The organism is Amycolatopsis sp. NPDC104587, assembly GCF_055583645.1.
Genome location: NZ_JBVJNO010000027.1, coordinates 46,821 through 62,377, shown reverse-complemented (window position 1 = coordinate 62,377; position 15,557 = coordinate 46,821). Strand labels below are relative to the sequence as shown.

Sequence of the window (15,557 nt, the reverse complement as noted above, 5' to 3'; positions counted from 1 at the left end):
CCCCCCCCCCCCTCCCCCCCCCCCCCCCCCCCCCCCCCCCCCCCCCCCCCCCCCCCCCCCCCCCCCCCCCCCCCCCCCCCCCCCCCCCCCCCCCCCCCCCCCCCCCCCCCCCCCCCCCCCCCCCCCCCCCCCCCCCCCCCCGGCTCCGGGAACTCGTCCGCGATCAGCGCTTTACACGCCTTCACGACGTCGTCGGCCGACCAGATCGACCCGGCGTTGCAGTACCCTCAGCCCTCGGCCGCGCAGAAGCGGTCGGCCGGCGGGCGCTTCCCCGTCACCAGGAACTCCGTCACCGCGCTGTTCCCGCACTTGTTGGCCGCGAACAGGTACGCGCCGTGCCCGCCCTGGTCGATCGTCACCATCCGGGCGCGGTCGCCGAACGCCTGGCGCAGCTTGCGGGCGTTGACCAGCGGGGTGCCCGGGTCACGCTCGTTCTGCACCAGCAGCACGTTCGACGGCCCGCGGTCGGTGATCCGCACCTTCGGCTCCGCCGGCGCGGACGGCCAGTACGCGCACGCCGCGATGTTCGCCGACGCCGCGCCGATCAACGGGTAGCGGATCCGGTCGACCGCGACGTCCGCCTGGTAGCCCGCCACCGAGCGGGGCCAGCTCGAATCCCCGCACAGCACATAAAACCGGGCCGCCAGGATGTTGTCCGTCTTCGGGGGCTCGGCCGTCAGCTTCGGCTCTTCGCCCTTGTCCAGCGACTTCCACGCCGCCAGCAGCTCCCGGAACTGCCCGTCGGAGTACAGGTCGCTGAAGGTGATGCCGCGGAACACCGAACCGTCGATGCCCGCCACCGGCGCCTTGTCCAGCCGCGCCGCGAGCTCGTGGTACTTCGCCGTCACCTGTGCCGGGGTGAGGCCCAGGCCGGGCGCGGCGAACTTCGCGAAGTCCGGGAACCGGTCCTCCATGCCCCGGCCGAACGCGCGCATCGCGGTGATGTCGTAGCCGCCCGGGCCGAGGTTGCTGTCCAGCACGAACCGGTCGCTGCGCCGCGGGAACATCGTCGTGTACACCGAACCCAGGTACGTCCCGTACGACGCGCCCAGAAAGGACACTGTGGACTCGCCGAGCGCTTCGCGGATGCGGTCCATGTCCCGCGCCGTGTTCGCGGTGGTGACGTACGGCAGCATCCAGCCGGACTTCGACGTCGCGCACTGCTTCGCTTCGGCCTTCGCGACCTCGGCCTGCTCGAGCACGTCCGCCGGGCCGTTCGCGTACGGCAGGTTGCCGCGCGCGATCTGCGCCGGGGTCAGGTTGCAGGTCACCGGGGTGCTGTGCCCGACCCCGCGCGGGTCGAACCCGATGATGTCGTAGGAGTTCCGCACGCTCTGCGGCAGCGGCGAGGGCAGCTGCGGGATCGTCAGCACGCCCGGGTAGTCCAGGCCCTCCCCGCCGGGGCCGCCCGGGTTGGTCAGCAGCACCCCGCGCCGCTTCTCCGGGTTCGGGCTCGCCAGGCGCGACACCGCCAGGTCGATCTTGCGGCCCTCCGGGTTCCGGTAGTCCAGCGGCACCTGCAGCGTGGCGCACTGCAGGCCCGGGAACGGGGCGACGTCCGCCGGGCACGCACCCCACTTCAGCCCCGTGGCGGCGGCCGCACCCGGCACCACCGCCGTGGTCAGCGCGGTCGCGGTGAGCACGGTCACCAGCAACACTTTTCGCATCGGTTTCCCCTCGATCTTCGGCACGCCGGCGGTCACCGGCGCGGTTCCCAGCGGAACAGGCGGGAGGCCAGGGTGATCGCGACGACGACCCAGGCCAAGGTGGGCGCGAGCAGGACCAGCGAGTCGCTCCAGGCGACCCCGCCGTTCCACGCGTTGAGGACGAGCTCGGTCGCCGAGCCGCCGGGCAGCAGGCGCTTGAGCAGGGTCAGCTCGCTCGTGCCGGTGGCGCCGACCCAGCCGGCCACCGCGATGACCCCGACGCTGAGCGGCAGCGTGGTGACCTGCGCGTGCTCGGGCGAGTTCGTCAGGCCGGCCGTGGCCAGCCCTAGCGCGAGCATCATGACCACCGTCACGACGACTGCCACGACCAGCAGGAGCGGGTTGTCCGGCCGCTTGGTGACCCCGGCCAGCACCCCCAGGATCACGGCGATCTGCACCAGCGTGATCGCGGTGATCGGCGCCAGCAGCCCGGCGAGGATGCCGGTGTCGCCGGCCGCGGTGGAGCGCAGGCGCTTGAGGAAGAGGTTCTGCCGCCGGGAGGCCAGCGTGGTCACCGTCGTGGTGTAGAGGCCGATGCCGAGCACGAAGAACAGCGCCAGCGAGGCGATGTACCCGAGGCTGCCGATTTTCTCGAACAGCTCGTGCTGGTAGATGAGGAACGCGCTGAAGGCGAGCGGCAGCAGCAGGGCGGTGACCAGCACGAGCCGGTTCCGGAAGATCTGGATCAGCTCGCCGCGAGCGATCGGAAGCATGGGAGGGGTCCCTTTCTCAGGAGTGGCCGATGGCGCGGAAGACGTCGTCGAGGCGGGTCGGGCCGGCTTCGAGCCCGCGCAGCTCCAGCGCGTTGTCCCGCGCCCAGCCGAGCAGCGTGTGGAGGTCCTTCTGCAGCGCGAAGGTCTCGATGAGGAACCGGCCGTCCTCGCCGCGCGTGGCCTGCAGCGGCGGTGCCGGAGCATGGGCCGGGAGTCCGAAGTGGATGTTCGAAGGCAGGGTCCGCGTCAGCTCGGCGACGGTGCCCTCGCGGTGGAAGGCGCCCTGGTGCATCAGGCCGATGCGGTCGGCGCGCTGCTGCGCCTCTTCGAGGTAGTGGGTGGTGAGCACGATCGTCGAGCCCGCTTCGCGCAGCCGGTCGACGGCGTCCCAGAGGGCGTCGCGGGACTGGATGTCCAGGCCGGTGGTGGGCTCGTCGAGGAAGATCAGCTCCGGCGTCCCGTACACGGCGGTGGCGAAGTCCAGCCGCCGCTTCTCGCCGCCGGAAAGCTGGGACACCTTCGTGCCGGCCTTGCGGGTGAGGTCGACGATGCCGAGGACCCGCCCGACGTCGTCGGTCCGCTCGGTGAGCCGCCCGATCAGCGCGACGGACTCCCGCACGGTCAGGTCCGGGGAGAAGCCGCTCTCCTGCAGCATGATCCCCATCCGCGGCCGGACAGCAGCCCGGTCGCGCGGGCTCTTCCCGAAGACCCGCACCGTGCCCGAGGTCGGCGCGCGGTGGCCTTCGACGGTCTCCAGGGTCGAGGTCTTCCCGGCGCCGTTCGTGCCGAGCAGCGCGTACAGCTCTCCGCGTTCCACCTGGAAGGAGAGGTCTTTGACGGCGTGGAACCCGCCGTAGGTGAGGTTCAGGCGGGCTACGTCGATGACGGGTGTCGTGGACATGCCCCGAATTCCAGCGGTTCGCCCGCCCGTCCGGCAGTGTGGCCACGTCACCCCAAGACATGACGCGGTGTCACTGGTGGCGCCCGCCCAGGCCGTTAGTCTCGGGTCATGGATGTGCCCACGATCGCGCGTCGCACGTCCTGGACCGGGGGTGCGGTCCAGGAGCGGCTGCGCCGGCTGAACCTCGTCACCACGGTGCCGCCGCTGGCGATCGTCGGGGTGCTGATGCTGGTGCTCACCGCCCGCTCCTGGTGGCACGTCCTGCTGCAGGGGGTGGGCTTGGCGGCCGCGCTGGCGACGGCGGAGCGCTGGACCGCGGGCGACTTCATCCGCGTCGCCCGGCCCTGCCTGGCCGTGACGGCGGTGGTCTGGCTCGCCGGCGCGCTGAGCGACGACACGGCGGCGTTCTACGGGCTGTCCATCGTGGGCTCGTTCCTCATCCCGCCGCTCCCCCGCCACCGCGTCGCGTCGCTGGCCGGGCTGGCCGCGCTGGTCGCCGTGTTCGGCGCCGCGAACCCGTTGCTGTACCCGGACAAGACCGGCGGACGGCTGCTGCAGTACGTCGCGATCCCCGCGGCCGCCGTGGTGGTGTCGACCGCGTTCATGTTCGTCAGCCAGCGGTTCTACGACCTGGTCGCGGAGCTGGAGCAGTCGCGTGACCGCGAGGCGGACCTCGCGGTGGTCCGCGAACGCATGCGGTTCGCCAGCGACCTGCACGACATCCAGGGGCACACGCTGCACGTGGTGAAGCTGAAGGTCGCCCTGGCCGAAAAGCTGGTGGACAGCGACCTCGACCGGGTCAGGGAGGAGCTGCGCGAGGTGCACACCCTGGTCGGCGACACGATCGTGCAGACCAAGGAGCTCGCCTACGCCCAGCGGCGGCTCAACCTGTCCGCCGAGCTGGAGAACGCGAAGAACCTCTTCGAAGCCGCGGGCATCCACGTGCGCGTCGACCGCGAGGCCGAAGTGGACGCCCGCGCGGGCGAGCTGCTCGGCCAGGTCCTGCGCGAGACGACGACCAACATCCTGCGCCACGCCCAGGCGCGGCAGGTGCGGATCACGCTCACCGCGTCCGGGATCACCATCGTCAACGACGGGGTGCCGGAGGCCGGACCGCCCGAGCTCAACGGGCTCGCGACGTTGAAGCAGCGGCTGGCCGGCAACGGCGGTGAGCTGGAGGTGGAGCAGCGGGACGGCCGGTTCGTGACGGCGGCCGCGTTCCCGCGGTGGAGGGAGGCCCGATGACCACGGTGGTGCTGGCCGACGACGAAGTCCTGCTCCGCAAGGCGCTGGCGTCCTTGCTGCCGCTCGAAGGCGAGATCACCGTGGTGGCCGAGGCGGAAGACGGCGCGGCCGCGGTGCGGGCGACGCTGGAGCACCGCCCCGACGTGCTGGTGATCGACCTCGAGATGCCCCGGGTGGAAGGTCTGGGCGCGGTCGCGGAAATCCGCCGTTCCCGGCCGGAGCAGGTGATCCTGATGCTGACCCGGCACGCGCGGCCCGGCGTGCTGCGCAAGGCGCTGAAGCTCGGCGTCCAGGGTTTTGTCAGCAAGTCCGCGGAGCCGGCGCACATCACGTCGGTGATCAAGGCGCTGCACGAGGGCAAGCGCTGGATCGACCCGGACGTCTCGGCGCTGGCCGTCGTCGACGACTGCCCGCTCACCGACCGCGAGATCGACGTCCTGCGGGCGACGCGCGAGGGGTTCTCGGTCGCGGACATCGCGGGCCAGCTGCACCTCGCGGAAGGCACGGTGCGCAACTACCTGTCGAACGCGATGCAGAAGACCCAGACGCGGACGCGCCACGAAGCCGCGCGCTACGCCCGGGAACACGACTGGCTTTGACCCCCACCTGCGACGGATCGGCCCACCTGGAGTGAGCCGATCCGTCATCGCGGCCGAGTGGTCAGCCGCGCAGCAGGGCGAGGATCTGGTTCAGCAGGGTGACCAGGGCCTGCAGGTTGGACAGCGGGCCCGGGTCGAGCAGGCCGGCGATCGCGCACAGCAGGTTGCCGAGCAGGTTGCCGGGGCCGGACTCGGCCGTGATGTTCAGGTGCACCTGGTTGAGGTGGACGACCAGGCCGAGCAGGTCGAGGTCGAGCGGCCCGAGCACCAGGTCGAGGATCTGGCACGACGCCGCCGCGACGCCGACCGGCACGCTGACCGCGCGGGACTCGGTGCCGACCTGCCGGCCCGCGGAGTCCGTCAGCGTCACGTCGGCGACGCCGTTGGCCAGCAGGGTGCTGCCGTCGGCGACGAAGTCCGTGGGGGTGAACGTGCCGGCCGCGGTGCCGGTGCCGCCCGACGCGTCGGTGAACGTGCCGGTCAGCGGGGTGGCCGGCGCCGGAACGGGCGGCGCGGCCGGAGCGGGAGCGGCGAGCGCCGTGCCCGCGCCGGTCAAGAGGGCGACCAGCGCCGTGACGAGCACGGCGATGATCGCCGCGCGGCCGGTGTTCTTGACTCTCATGGTGGGCTCCTTCGACGGAGGAATGGGACGCTCCAGGGATCCACCAAAACGGCGACGAGAAACACGATCGGCGCGAATTAACCGGGTGAGCAATCTCAACTGATCGACATCGGTTCGCGCCGTAACCGATCCGGCGCCGGGTCGTTTGCGGTCGCCGGTTTTGCGAGTCGATTTTCCTTACTGTAGCACGTTTATCGAGATGAGGAGCCTCCGGATCGTCGCAAGAGGACAGTCCACTTCGACCGGATGTGACAGACCAGGAGAAATGTTCCCAGCTCCCGTTGAACCGAATGCACGCCTGCCGTTGCACCCGAATGTCGGCACTGTGATCACCCGGCGTTCCCGCGTCACCGGTTCTCGTCGCGCAGGGAATGGATCATGCTCCGCAGGATCCGCGACGCGCCGGCCCGGTCGGCCTCGGTCAGCCCGGCCAGCATCCTGATCTCGACGGACCGGACCGCGACGGTCGCCTTCTCGAGGCTCCGCCGGCCGCGGGGCGTGAGCCGCGTCGGCAGAACCTTCCCGACGGGCGCCTCCGCGGGCCTGGTCACGTAGCCGTCCCGCTCCAAGGTCTGAAGCAGCACGTTCATCGACTGCCGCGTCACGAACGCGCCGCGGGCGAGCTCGGAGTTCGACAGGCCCGGCCGCTGGGCCAGCAGCTCCAGGCAGGAGTAGTGCGTCACGGTCATCCCGAGCGGCCGCAGCACCGCCTCCATGGCCGCGCGCAGGGCGCTCGACGCCTCCTTCAGCAGGTAGCCCAGTGACGTCTCGAGGTCGACACCGTCTTGACTCATGTCAGCATTCTGACATAGAGTCGTCCGTGTCAGAATACTGACACGAAAAGAAGGAGCAGCGCCCATGCCCGCCACCGGCCCCGACTTCCTCTCGCTCCAAGCGAGTGACCTCGCCGCCTCACAGGCGTTCTACGAGCAGTACCTCGGCCTGGTCCGCTCGCCGGCCGGACCTCCGCACGCCGTCGTCTTCGAGACGAAGCCGATCGCGTTCGCCCTCCGCGACGTCGTTCCCGGCACCGATCTCGCCTCCGTCGCCCAGCCCGGGATCGGCGCCGCGATCTGGCTGCACGCCACGGACGTCCAGGCCATTCACGACGCTCTGGCCGCCGACGGCCACCGGATCGTCTCAGCGCCGATCGACGGCCCCTTCGGCCGGACGTTCACCTTCGCCGACCCCGACGGTTACCACGTCACGCTCCACGACCGCGGCTGACCACCCTGGTCTCGGCGTCGCGAAAGGCCGCCACGTGGGCCGAGGCGCACTGGCCCGGCACGTCGTCCGCCAGCGCGACGCTGCCGGTGATCGTCACCGGCGGCTCCAGCTCGATCGCGCGAACCCGGGCCGACCCGATCTCCCCCACCTGACCGGCGGGCAGCACCGCCCAGCTGTCCGGATCGGAGCCGACCTCGACGACGGTGTCCCGGGGTGTGCCGGCCGGGCGGCCGAGCCGCGGGCGGATCCCGGCGTCGCGCAGCGCGGTGGTGACGGCGTCGTGCAGGGGCGGGTCGAGCTGTCGCGAGGGGATCCGCAGGGCGCTGCCGGCCAGGTCGGCGAGGCCGACGGGGGCACGGTCCGCGGCGGCGTGCCGGGCGGAGACGACGGCGAGCAGCGGCTCGGTCCACGTCGGCAGCACGCTGAGCCCGGGCGCCGAATGCACCCCTCGGGCCAGTGCCAGGTCGAGGTCACCCTCGCGCAGGGCGTCCAGCCGGGCGGCGACGGGGAGGTCGACGAGCACGACGTCGAGGGTCGCCACGGTCCGCCGCAAGGTGTCGATGCCCCGCTCCAGCCGGGAGGTGAGCCCGGGGGCCGTCCCGATCCGCAACGCGCCCGCCGGCAGACCGGCGGCGACCTTGACCCGCTCGGCGGCCGCGAGAGCGTCCCGAGCCGCGGCGAGCACCCGGCGCCCGGCCGCGGTCAGCCGAACCCGCCGCGGCGAGCGGTCGAGCAGCCGGACGCCCAGCTCCCGTTCCAGCCGGGCGATCTGACGGCTGACCGCGGGCTGCGCGATGTGCAGCCGCTCGGCGGCCCGGCCGAAGTGGAGCTCGTCGGCGACCGTCACGAAGTACCGCAGGGTCCGAAGTTCCACCGTTCCTCCCGCGTGGCTTCGACGATGTCATCAGGTTATCGCTGCGCGTCGGTTCCGGATCTGGTTCACCGGACGGCGCCGTGCTGAAGTCGGGGCATGACCATCGGACTGGGCGTGCTGGGCGCGCACCTGCGGGAACACGAAGTCACGCCGGACGGCGCCGTCGAGCTCGAAAAGGCCGGGTACGGCACGCTGTGACTGGACGCCTCTCCCCCGCCGGACCTCGCGCAGGCGGAGGAGCTGCTCGACGCCACCACCCGGTTGGTGGTCGGCACCAGCGTGGTGAACGCCTGGACCGCCGAGCCGGAGACCGTCGCGGCCTCGTACCACCGCATCGAGGCGCACCACCCGGGGCGGTTCGTGCTCGGGGTGGGGATCGGGCACCGCGAGGTCCACGCCGAATACGTGTCACCGTACGAGAAGCTGGTGTCCTATGTGGACGCATTGACGGCGGCCGGGGTGCCGGCCGGGCGGATCGTGCTCGCCGCGCTCGGCCCGCGGATGCTGCGGCTGGCCCGGGACCGGACGGCCGGGACGGTGCCGTGCCTGGTCACCCCCGAGCACACCCGCCGGGCCCGGGAGATCCTCGGAGCGGGGAAACTGCTGCTGCCCGGCCATTTCGCCTTGCTGGAAGGGAATGTCGAGCGGGCCCGGGCGATCGCGCGGTCGGCCCCATCGGGAACAGCCCTGCAGGTGACGAACTACGCAGCCAACCTCCGGCGGCTGGGGTTCACGGACGAGGACCTCGCGGGCACGGGCAGCGACCGCTTGATCGACGCGCTGGTTTTGCACGGCACCCCGGCAGCGGTCGCGGCGGGCGTGGCAGCGCATCGCGACGCGGGTGCGGACCAGGTGCGGATCTATCCGCTCGGGGAGGACTTGTTCGGCACGTTGCGCGAAGTGGCCGAAGCGGTTCTCGGTGACTGACCGCGCGGCACTCCGCGCGCAGCCGCCGAGCGGTTCCCCGGCGCCGACCGCTCAGCACTCCGCGCGCAGCCAGCGAAACCGGTCGCGGCAGCTAACCCGACCACCATGCCGCAAGCAGCCGCCGAGCCGGTTTCGGCGCTCAGCCAGCCAGCGCACGCCGCGCAGTCAAACCCGATCCCGGCCAACCGCGCACAACCACCGAAGTCCTTCCCTAGCCGGCACCTCCCGCGGCCGGCCGCTGCAGTCCCAAGTGATCGCGCAAGGTCGAACCTTCGTACTCCGTCCGGAACCGGCCCTTGCTCTGCAGGATCGGCACCACGTGGTCGACAAACGCCGTCAACTCGTACGGCAGCGTCGACCCCATGATCGTGAACCCGTCCACAGCCCCCGCGTCCTGCCACTCCAGCACGTGCGTCGCGAGCTGCTCCGGCGTCCCCACAAAATGGAACTGCCCGGCGCCGCTCTTCAACTGCAAAGCCACCTCGCGCAGCGAAGCCGACGGTTGAGCCCGCGAAGCGGCAAACAGCTGCTCCGCGCGGCTCGACACGTTCGCCGAACCGGTCCACAACTCTGCCGGCAGCGGCACGTCCGGGTCGTAGCCGTCCGGGTCGAGGCCTGCCGTGTACAGCACGTTCTGCCAGCGGAACTCCGGGCTCGACAGGTCCTCCAGCCGCTGCGCGCGCTCCCGGGCCTCGGCCTCGGTCCCGCCCAGGGTCAGCATCAGGGCCGGGAGGACGAGGACCTGGCCCGGGTCGCGGCCCGCGGCCGCCGCCTGGGCGTGGAGGTCCGCTCGGAACGCCACCGCCGCCTCCAGCGACGGGGGCCCGGAGAACACCAGCTCCGCAAAACGCGCGGCCAGCGCGACCCCGGCCGGGGACTGGCCGGCCTGGACCAGCACCGGCCGTCCCTGCGGGGAACGCGGGAACGGCAAGATCCCTTCGACGTCGTAGAACTCGCCGTGGAACCGCGGCGCGTGCAGCTTGGCGCGATCCGCCCACACCCCACGCTCGCGGTCGCCGACCACCGCGTCGTCGTCCCAGCTGTCCCACGCGCGGGTCACGACGTCGACGAACTCGTGGGCGCGCGTGTACCGGTCCGCGTGGTCCGGGTGAGCGCGCTCGCCGAAGTTCGCCGCGGCCAGCGGGGTGATCGTGGTGACGATGTTCCAGCCCGCCCGGCCGCCGCTGAGGTGGTCGAGCGTGGCGAACCGGCGGGCCAGCTCCCACGGCTTGTTGTACGTCGTGGAGCCGGTCCCGATCAGTCCGATGTGGCTGGTGACCGCGGCCAGCGCCGAGAGCACCGAGATCGGGTCGAACTGCGTCTGCGGCAGGTGCGTGGCCCGGTACTCGGCGATGGCGATGTTGTCGGCCAGGAAGATCGTGTCCATCAGGCCGCGCTCGGCGATGCGCGCAATGTCCGCGTAGTACGGCAGCCCGAGCACGCCGCGCACGTCGTCGGAGACCACGCGCCAGGCGGACTCGTGGTAGCCGTTCGGCCAGATGAACGCGTTGAAGTGCAGCTGTCCCGCTTCCGCCATCTCAGGCCGGCCCCTGCTGTGACAGCCAATCCTTCGCCACGTCCGCTGCCTGCTCACCGTCGGAGTCCACGCGCTTGTTCAGGTCGCGCATGATGTCGGTGGTCAGCTTCGCGCTCACGGCGTTGACCACGGCCGCGAAGTCCGGGCCCCGCTCGTCGAGCACCTTCTTGTTCACCGCCGGCACCACGTTCTCCGTCGGGACCATGCTGAGGTCGTCCTTGAGCGCGACGTACTTCGCGTCGCCGGCCGGCGGGCTCACCGAGTCCACCGGGATCACCGTCACGGCTCCGGAGTCGAGCTGCTGGATCCGCGGGCCGAACTCCTGGACGGTCTGGAACGACGCGTTGGTCAGCTTGTAGACGTCGGTGAAGCCCTTGAAGCAGGTGAGCCGCTTCTCGCACTCCGGCCCGCCGGCCAGGACGACCTTGTCGAGCTTCTTCAGGTCGCTGATGTTCGCGAGGCCCCTCGACTTCGCGAGGTCGGCCTTCACGATGTAGGTGTTCTTGTCCTCGGCCGCGGCGAAGTCCAGCAGCGAGACGCCGCTCGGCTCGAACAGCTTCGCCAGCTGCTCGTGCTCACCCTTCGCGTCCTTCACCGGCTCCGCGCCGAACCCGGTGGTGATCGCCGATCCCTGGTACTCCGGGATGAACTGCAGCTCACCGGACTTCAGCGACGGGTAGATCAGCTCCCGCGACCCCAGGTTCAGCTTCTTCGTGACCGGGTAGCCCTTCGCCTGCAACGCGGCGGCGTAGATCTCGGCCAGGATCTGGCTGTCGGTGAAGTTGAACGACGCGACGACGATCGGCGCGCCGCCCTTGCCCGGCGCGGCGGGCTGATCGCTGCCCCCGCCGCCGCACGCGGCGAGGCCCAGGGCGGCCACACCCACCAGCACGGCCGCTCGGATCTTCCGGCTCCAGCTCACGACGCACTCTCCTCGTTCCACAGGTCGAACAACCGGAACCCTAACCAGCACCACCGACAGAAACCACATGCTGGGATTCCGCTCAGCGCCAGCCGAGCTCCGGGGCGACGTGCGTCAGGATGCTTTCCAGCACGTGGGCGTTGTAGTCGACGCCGAGCTGGTTCGGGATGGTCAGCAGCAGGGTGTCCGCGGCCTGGACGGCCTCGTCCTCCTCGAGCTCCCGCACCAGTTCGTCCGGCTCCGCGGCGTAGGACCGGCCGAAGATCGCCCGGGTGTTCTCGTCGATCATGCCGACCTGGTCGCGCGAGCCGCGGTCCCGGCCGAAGTAGGCCCGGTCCAGGTCGTTCGTCAGCGCGAAGATGCTGCGGCTGACCGACACCCGTGGCTCCCGCTCGTGACCGGCCTCCTTCCACGCCTCGCGATAGGCCTCGATCTGCTTGCGCTGCTGGACGTGCAGGGGCTCGCCGGTCTCGTCGTCCTTGAGCGTGGAGCTCTGCAGGTTCATGCCCAGCTTCGCGGCCCACACGCTGGTCGCGTTCGAGCCCGAGCCCCACCAGATGCGCTCGCGCAGGCCCTCGGAGTGCGGCTCGAGGCGCAGCAGCCCGGGCGGGTTCGCGAACATCGGCCGCGGGTTCGGCTGTGCGAAACCCTCGCCTTCGAGCAGCTTGAGGAGGACCTCGGTGCGGTCACGGGCCATGTCCGCGTCGGTCTCGCCCTCGGCCGGTGCGTAGCCGAAGTAGCGCCAGCCCTCGATCACCTGTTCGGGGGATCCCCGGCTGATGCCGAGCTGGAGCCGGCCGCCGGAGATGAGGTCGGCCGAGCCCGCGTCCTCGACCATGTAGAGCGGGTTCTCGTAGCGCATGTCGATCACGCCGGTGCCGATCTCGATCTTCGACGTGCGCGCGCCGATGGCCGCGAGCAGCGGGAACGGGCTCGCCGCCTGCCGCGCGAAGTGGTGCACCCGGAAGTACGCGCCGTCGACGCCGAGCTCCTCGGCCGCGACCGCCAGGTCGATCGACTGGTGCAGGAAGTCCGCCGCCGACCGCGTCTCGGAGTACGCGCCCGCCGACCAGTGGCCGAATGACAGAAAACCGATCTTCTTCACGCACCGTGCAAGCGCTCGACGTCCGGGATTGATTCCGCACGGGACGAGACGCGGCCGACATCACGAATGGGAAACGCGGACGCTGGGTACCCAGCCTGCACGAAGCCCGAGGCCATGGGGGGTCCGAGCGGAGACAGGGAGGAGTACATCGTGCATCGACATACTCCGGAACCGAGCACCGGAAACGACACGGACAGCGAGCCCGCCGGCGTCGGCGCGAGCACGCCGATCGACCCGGCGGTGCGGACGAGTTTCGAAGAGCTCGTGCCCGCGGAGTCCGGCGAGATCTCGGTGCTGCGCCGGAAGCTGACCGCCTGGCTCGACGAGCTTCCCCTCGACGAAGACACGAGCTACGACGTCGTCCTGGCCACCTACGAGGCACTGGCCAACACGGCCGCGCACGCCTATCCCGAGGGCGGCGGCTGGGCCCGGCTGTACGCGGACTGGGCGGGTGACACGGTCACCGTCGTCGTCAGCGACACCGGCCGCGGCGGCGCCGTCAAGCGCGTCGGCGAGGCGCCGCTGACCTCGGGCGGCCGCGGGCTGCGCCTGATCGACGAGGTCACCGACCAGGCGACCGTCGACACCGGCGAGCGCGGCACCCGCGTGACGATGATCTGGCGGCCCGCCGCGCTGCGGTCCTGATCCACCCGCGGCCCCGACGAACGAGGGGTTGACCGCCGCCGGGGCGAGGAGTGGCATGGACGCCGTGATGCGCCTGCGCTCCGCCGCCGTGACCGCCGCCCTCGCCGGATGCCTGGTCGTCCCGGCGCCCGCTTCCGCTTCCGCCGGCCCCGCGCTGGGGTTCGACCTCGACGCGGCCACCATTCCCGAGCTCCAGCAGCGGATGGACCACGGCGGTCTCACGGCCGTGCGGCTGACCGCGGCCTACCTCGAGCGCATCGGCACCGTGGACCGGAAGGTCCACGCGGTGGTCGCCGTCGACCCCGGCGCGCTGCGGGCGGCCGCCGCCAGCGACGCCCGCCGCCGGGCCGGGCACACGCTCGGGCAGCTGGACGGGATCCCGGTGCTGCTCAAGGACAACATCGACACGCGGACCCTGCCGGCCACGGCCGGGTCACGCGCGCTGCCGCGCACACGGCCGGCTGCCGACGCGGCGCTCGTGAACCGGCTCCAGCGCGGCGGCGCCGTCATCCTAGGCAAGACCAACCTGTCCGAATGGGCCAACTTCCGCTCGACGCACTCGACGTCCGGCTGGTCCGGGATCGGCGGCCAGACGAACAACCCCTACGTCCTCGACCGCAACCCGTGCGGCTCGTCGTCCGGCTCCGGCGCGGCCGTGGCGGCCACCCTCGCGCAGGTCGCGATCGGCACCGAGACCGACGGCTCGATCGTGTGCCCGGCCGGCGCCAACGACGTCGTCGGCGAGAAGCCGACCCTGGGCCTGGTCAGCCGGACCGGGGTGGTGCCGATCTCGGCCGAGCAGGACACCGCCGGGCCGATGGCCCGCCACGTCGTCGACACCGCCGTCACGCTGTCCGTCCTGCAGGGGCCCGACCCGGCCGACCCCGCCACGGCCGCCATTCCCGCCGGGCAGCCGCGCGACTACGCCGCGTTGCTGCGCCCGGGCGCCCTGCGCGGCGCCCGCATCGGCGTCTGGCGGCTGGCCGGCCTGGACGCCGACGTCGACCGTGTCGTCCAGGACTCCGTGCGCACGCTGACCGCGCGCGGCGCGACCGTCGTCGAGGTCGACCTGCCCTACCAGGACCGGATCGGCGCGGCGGAGTCCCCCGCGCTGCTGACCGAGTTCCGGCGCGACCTGAACGCGTACCTGACGCACCGGCCGGGCCACCCGGCGACGCTGAGCGAGCTGATCGCCTTCAACCGGCGGGACCCGGTCGAGCTGTCGAAGTTCGGCCAGGAGCTGTTCGAGCAGGCGGCGGCCGCCCCGGGCCCGAGCGACCCGGTCTACCGCGAGCAGCGCGCGACGGCCACGGACCTGGCGCGCCGCTCGATCGACGAGACGCTCGCCCGGTACCACCTGGACGCCGTGGTCGCCCCGACCAACAGCCCGGCGTGGAAGACCACGTACGGCACCGGGGACGCGTTCGTGCTCGGTTCGTCGACCCCGGCAGCGGTCGCCGGCTACCCGAACGTTTCGGTGCCGGCCGGGTTCGCGGGCCCGCTGCCGATCGGGGTGTCGTTCTTCGCCGGCCGCTGGGCCGACGCGCGGGTCCTCGCGCTCGCCGCGGCGTTCGAACGCGCGGCCCCGGCCCGCCGGGCGCCGGCCTACCTGCCCACGATCGGGTGAGTCAGCGCCGGTAGCTGTCCGCGGCGATCCGGACGAAGCTGCGCACCAGCGGGCTGCGGCCGGTCTCCGGCCACGCCACGACCAGGTCGCTCGGCGGCCGCCCCGCCAGCGGGACGACCCGCAGCCCCGCCGGCAGGGGCTGGTCGACCGGCGCGAGGGCCGCGGTTCCGTTCCACAGCACCGCCTGCACGCACTCCTGGACGGTCCGCAGCACCGGCGCCGCGGCCCCGGGCGCGCCGCCGGTCCAGTACGCCGTCCACGCCGGGTCGGTGTCGTCCGGGAGCCGGACCCAGCGGCGGCCGACCAGGTCGGCGGACGCCACCGAGTCCCGCCCGGCCAGCGGGTCGTCGTCGCGCATGAGCACGCCGACCGGCACCGAGCGCAGCACGTGCGTGCCGAACCCCGTGGTGTCGAAAGGAGTCCGGGTCAGCGCGACGTCGACGAGCCCGGCGCGCAGCCCCGCCGTCGGGTCGCCGAGGTCGGCTTCGTGGACGCTCACGGTCACGTGCGGGTGGCGGGCCCGGAACAGCGTCACCAGCCGGCCGCCGACGTGCTCGGCCGCGTCGGCCAGGGTCCCGATCGCCAGGGTCGCGGCGCCGGCCGCCGCCGTCACCCGGCCGCGGATCCGGTCGGCCTGCCCCAGCAGCGCCGCGGCTTCGTCGTGGAGCACCGCCCCGGCGGGTGTGAGCGTGACGCCTTTGGGCGTGCGGTCGAAGAGGGTGACGCCGAGCTCGTCCTCCAGCTGCCGGATCGCCCGGCTGAGCGGCGGCTGCGTCATGTGCAGGCGGCTCGCCGCGCGCCCGACATGCCGCTCCTCGGCCACCGCGACGAAGTACCGGAGCGAGCGCAGGTCCACCCCGAACACGATACCGGCACGGTATCGAGTTCACCGAGCCGGACTTGGACA

The 15,557-nt window shown here is 72.2% G+C and carries 16 protein-coding genes; 6 read left to right on the top strand and 10 right to left on the bottom strand.

Annotation, left to right across the window (positions count from 1 at the left end; genetic code table 11):
- Positions 1-227 precede the first annotated feature (227 nt).
- The 3 genes from ACZ61C_RS47010 to ACZ61C_RS47000 are packed head-to-tail and all read right to left on the bottom strand — an operon-like array spanning position 228 to position 3,320.
- Positions 228-1,667: an alpha/beta hydrolase gene (locus tag ACZ61C_RS47010; RefSeq protein WP_465314505.1), complete on the bottom strand. Its 1,440-nt coding sequence runs from the start codon at positions 1,665-1,667 to the stop codon at positions 228-230.
- Positions 1,668-1,699: 32 nt separating this feature from the next.
- The gene (locus ACZ61C_RS47005) at positions 1,700-2,419 is read right to left on the bottom strand and encodes an ABC transporter permease (protein WP_465314504.1); all 720 of its coding nucleotides are present in this window, start codon (positions 2,417-2,419) and stop codon (positions 1,700-1,702) included.
- A 16-nt stretch (positions 2,420-2,435) separates the two neighbouring features.
- Positions 2,436-3,320 carry an ABC transporter ATP-binding protein gene (locus ACZ61C_RS47000; protein WP_465314503.1) on the bottom strand — a complete coding sequence of 295 codons (885 nt, stop codon included), beginning with the start codon at positions 3,318-3,320 and terminating at the stop codon, positions 2,436-2,438.
- A 108-nt stretch (positions 3,321-3,428) separates the two neighbouring features.
- On the opposite strand from ACZ61C_RS47000, the gene ACZ61C_RS46995 reads away from it, so the two are divergent.
- Entirely contained in the window at positions 3,429-4,565 is a 1,137-nt protein-coding gene (locus tag ACZ61C_RS46995) for a sensor histidine kinase (protein ID WP_465314502.1), read from the top strand.
- On the top strand, positions 4,562-5,164 hold the full coding sequence (locus ACZ61C_RS46990; protein WP_465314501.1) for a response regulator transcription factor: 603 nt from the start codon (positions 4,562-4,564) through the stop codon (positions 5,162-5,164). The genes ACZ61C_RS46995 and ACZ61C_RS46990 overlap by 4 nt, the downstream gene beginning before the upstream one ends.
- Positions 5,165-5,225: 61 nt before the next feature.
- Here ACZ61C_RS46990 and ACZ61C_RS46985 read toward each other — a convergent pair whose 3' ends face one another.
- Both ACZ61C_RS46985 and ACZ61C_RS46980 read right to left on the bottom strand, forming a co-directional pair.
- Positions 5,226-5,786, bottom strand: coding sequence for a hypothetical protein (locus tag ACZ61C_RS46985; RefSeq protein ID WP_465314500.1), 561 nt, complete (start codon positions 5,784-5,786; stop codon positions 5,226-5,228).
- A gap of 347 nt (positions 5,787-6,133) precedes the next feature.
- The gene (locus ACZ61C_RS46980) at positions 6,134-6,580 is read right to left on the bottom strand and encodes a MarR family winged helix-turn-helix transcriptional regulator (RefSeq protein ID WP_465314499.1); all 447 of its coding nucleotides are present in this window, start codon (positions 6,578-6,580) and stop codon (positions 6,134-6,136) included.
- A gap of 64 nt (positions 6,581-6,644) precedes the next feature.
- Between ACZ61C_RS46980 and ACZ61C_RS46975 the strand changes: the two genes are divergently transcribed.
- On the top strand, positions 6,645-7,013 hold the full coding sequence (locus ACZ61C_RS46975; RefSeq protein ID WP_465314498.1) for a VOC family protein: 369 nt from the start codon (positions 6,645-6,647) through the stop codon (positions 7,011-7,013).
- Here ACZ61C_RS46975 and ACZ61C_RS46970 read toward each other — a convergent pair.
- The gene (locus ACZ61C_RS46970; protein WP_465314497.1) at positions 6,991-7,887 is read right to left on the bottom strand and encodes a LysR family transcriptional regulator; all 897 of its coding nucleotides are present in this window, start codon (positions 7,885-7,887) and stop codon (positions 6,991-6,993) included. The two genes, ACZ61C_RS46975 and ACZ61C_RS46970, sit on opposite strands and share 23 nt — an antisense overlap.
- A gap of 198 nt (positions 7,888-8,085) precedes the next feature.
- On the opposite strand from ACZ61C_RS46970, the gene ACZ61C_RS46965 reads away from it, so the two are divergent.
- Entirely contained in the window at positions 8,086-8,814 is a 729-nt protein-coding gene (locus tag ACZ61C_RS46965; protein ID WP_465314507.1) for a TIGR03620 family F420-dependent LLM class oxidoreductase, read from the top strand.
- Positions 8,815-9,025: 211 nt separating this feature from the next.
- Here ACZ61C_RS46965 and ACZ61C_RS46960 read toward each other — a convergent pair whose 3' ends face one another.
- The 3 genes from ACZ61C_RS46960 to ACZ61C_RS46950 all read right to left on the bottom strand — a co-directional run bounded on the left by ACZ61C_RS46960 (position 9,026) and on the right by ACZ61C_RS46950 (position 12,378).
- On the bottom strand, positions 9,026-10,351 hold the full coding sequence (locus tag ACZ61C_RS46960) for an NtaA/DmoA family FMN-dependent monooxygenase (protein ID WP_465314496.1): 1,326 nt from the start codon (positions 10,349-10,351) through the stop codon (positions 9,026-9,028).
- Position 10,352: 1 nt separating this feature from the next.
- Positions 10,353-11,273 carry an ABC transporter substrate-binding protein gene (locus tag ACZ61C_RS46955; RefSeq protein WP_465314495.1) on the bottom strand — a complete coding sequence of 307 codons (921 nt, stop codon included), beginning with the start codon at positions 11,271-11,273 and terminating at the stop codon, positions 10,353-10,355.
- Positions 11,274-11,355: 82 nt separating this feature from the next.
- Entirely contained in the window at positions 11,356-12,378 is a 1,023-nt protein-coding gene (locus ACZ61C_RS46950; protein ID WP_465314494.1) for an LLM class flavin-dependent oxidoreductase, read from the bottom strand.
- Between the two features lie 150 nt (positions 12,379-12,528).
- Here ACZ61C_RS46950 and ACZ61C_RS46945 point away from each other — a divergent pair, with 150 nt between their 5' ends.
- The gene (locus ACZ61C_RS46945; RefSeq protein ID WP_465314493.1) at positions 12,529-13,023 is read left to right on the top strand and encodes an ATP-binding protein; all 495 of its coding nucleotides are present in this window, start codon (positions 12,529-12,531) and stop codon (positions 13,021-13,023) included.
- A gap of 55 nt (positions 13,024-13,078) precedes the next feature.
- On the top strand, positions 13,079-14,650 hold the full coding sequence (locus ACZ61C_RS46940) for an amidase (RefSeq protein ID WP_465314492.1): 1,572 nt from the start codon (positions 13,079-13,081) through the stop codon (positions 14,648-14,650).
- A gap of 1 nt (position 14,651) precedes the next feature.
- Here ACZ61C_RS46940 and ACZ61C_RS46935 read toward each other — a convergent pair whose 3' ends face one another.
- The gene (locus tag ACZ61C_RS46935; protein WP_465314491.1) at positions 14,652-15,506 is read right to left on the bottom strand and encodes a LysR family transcriptional regulator; all 855 of its coding nucleotides are present in this window, start codon (positions 15,504-15,506) and stop codon (positions 14,652-14,654) included.
- Positions 15,507-15,557 lie beyond the last annotated feature (51 nt).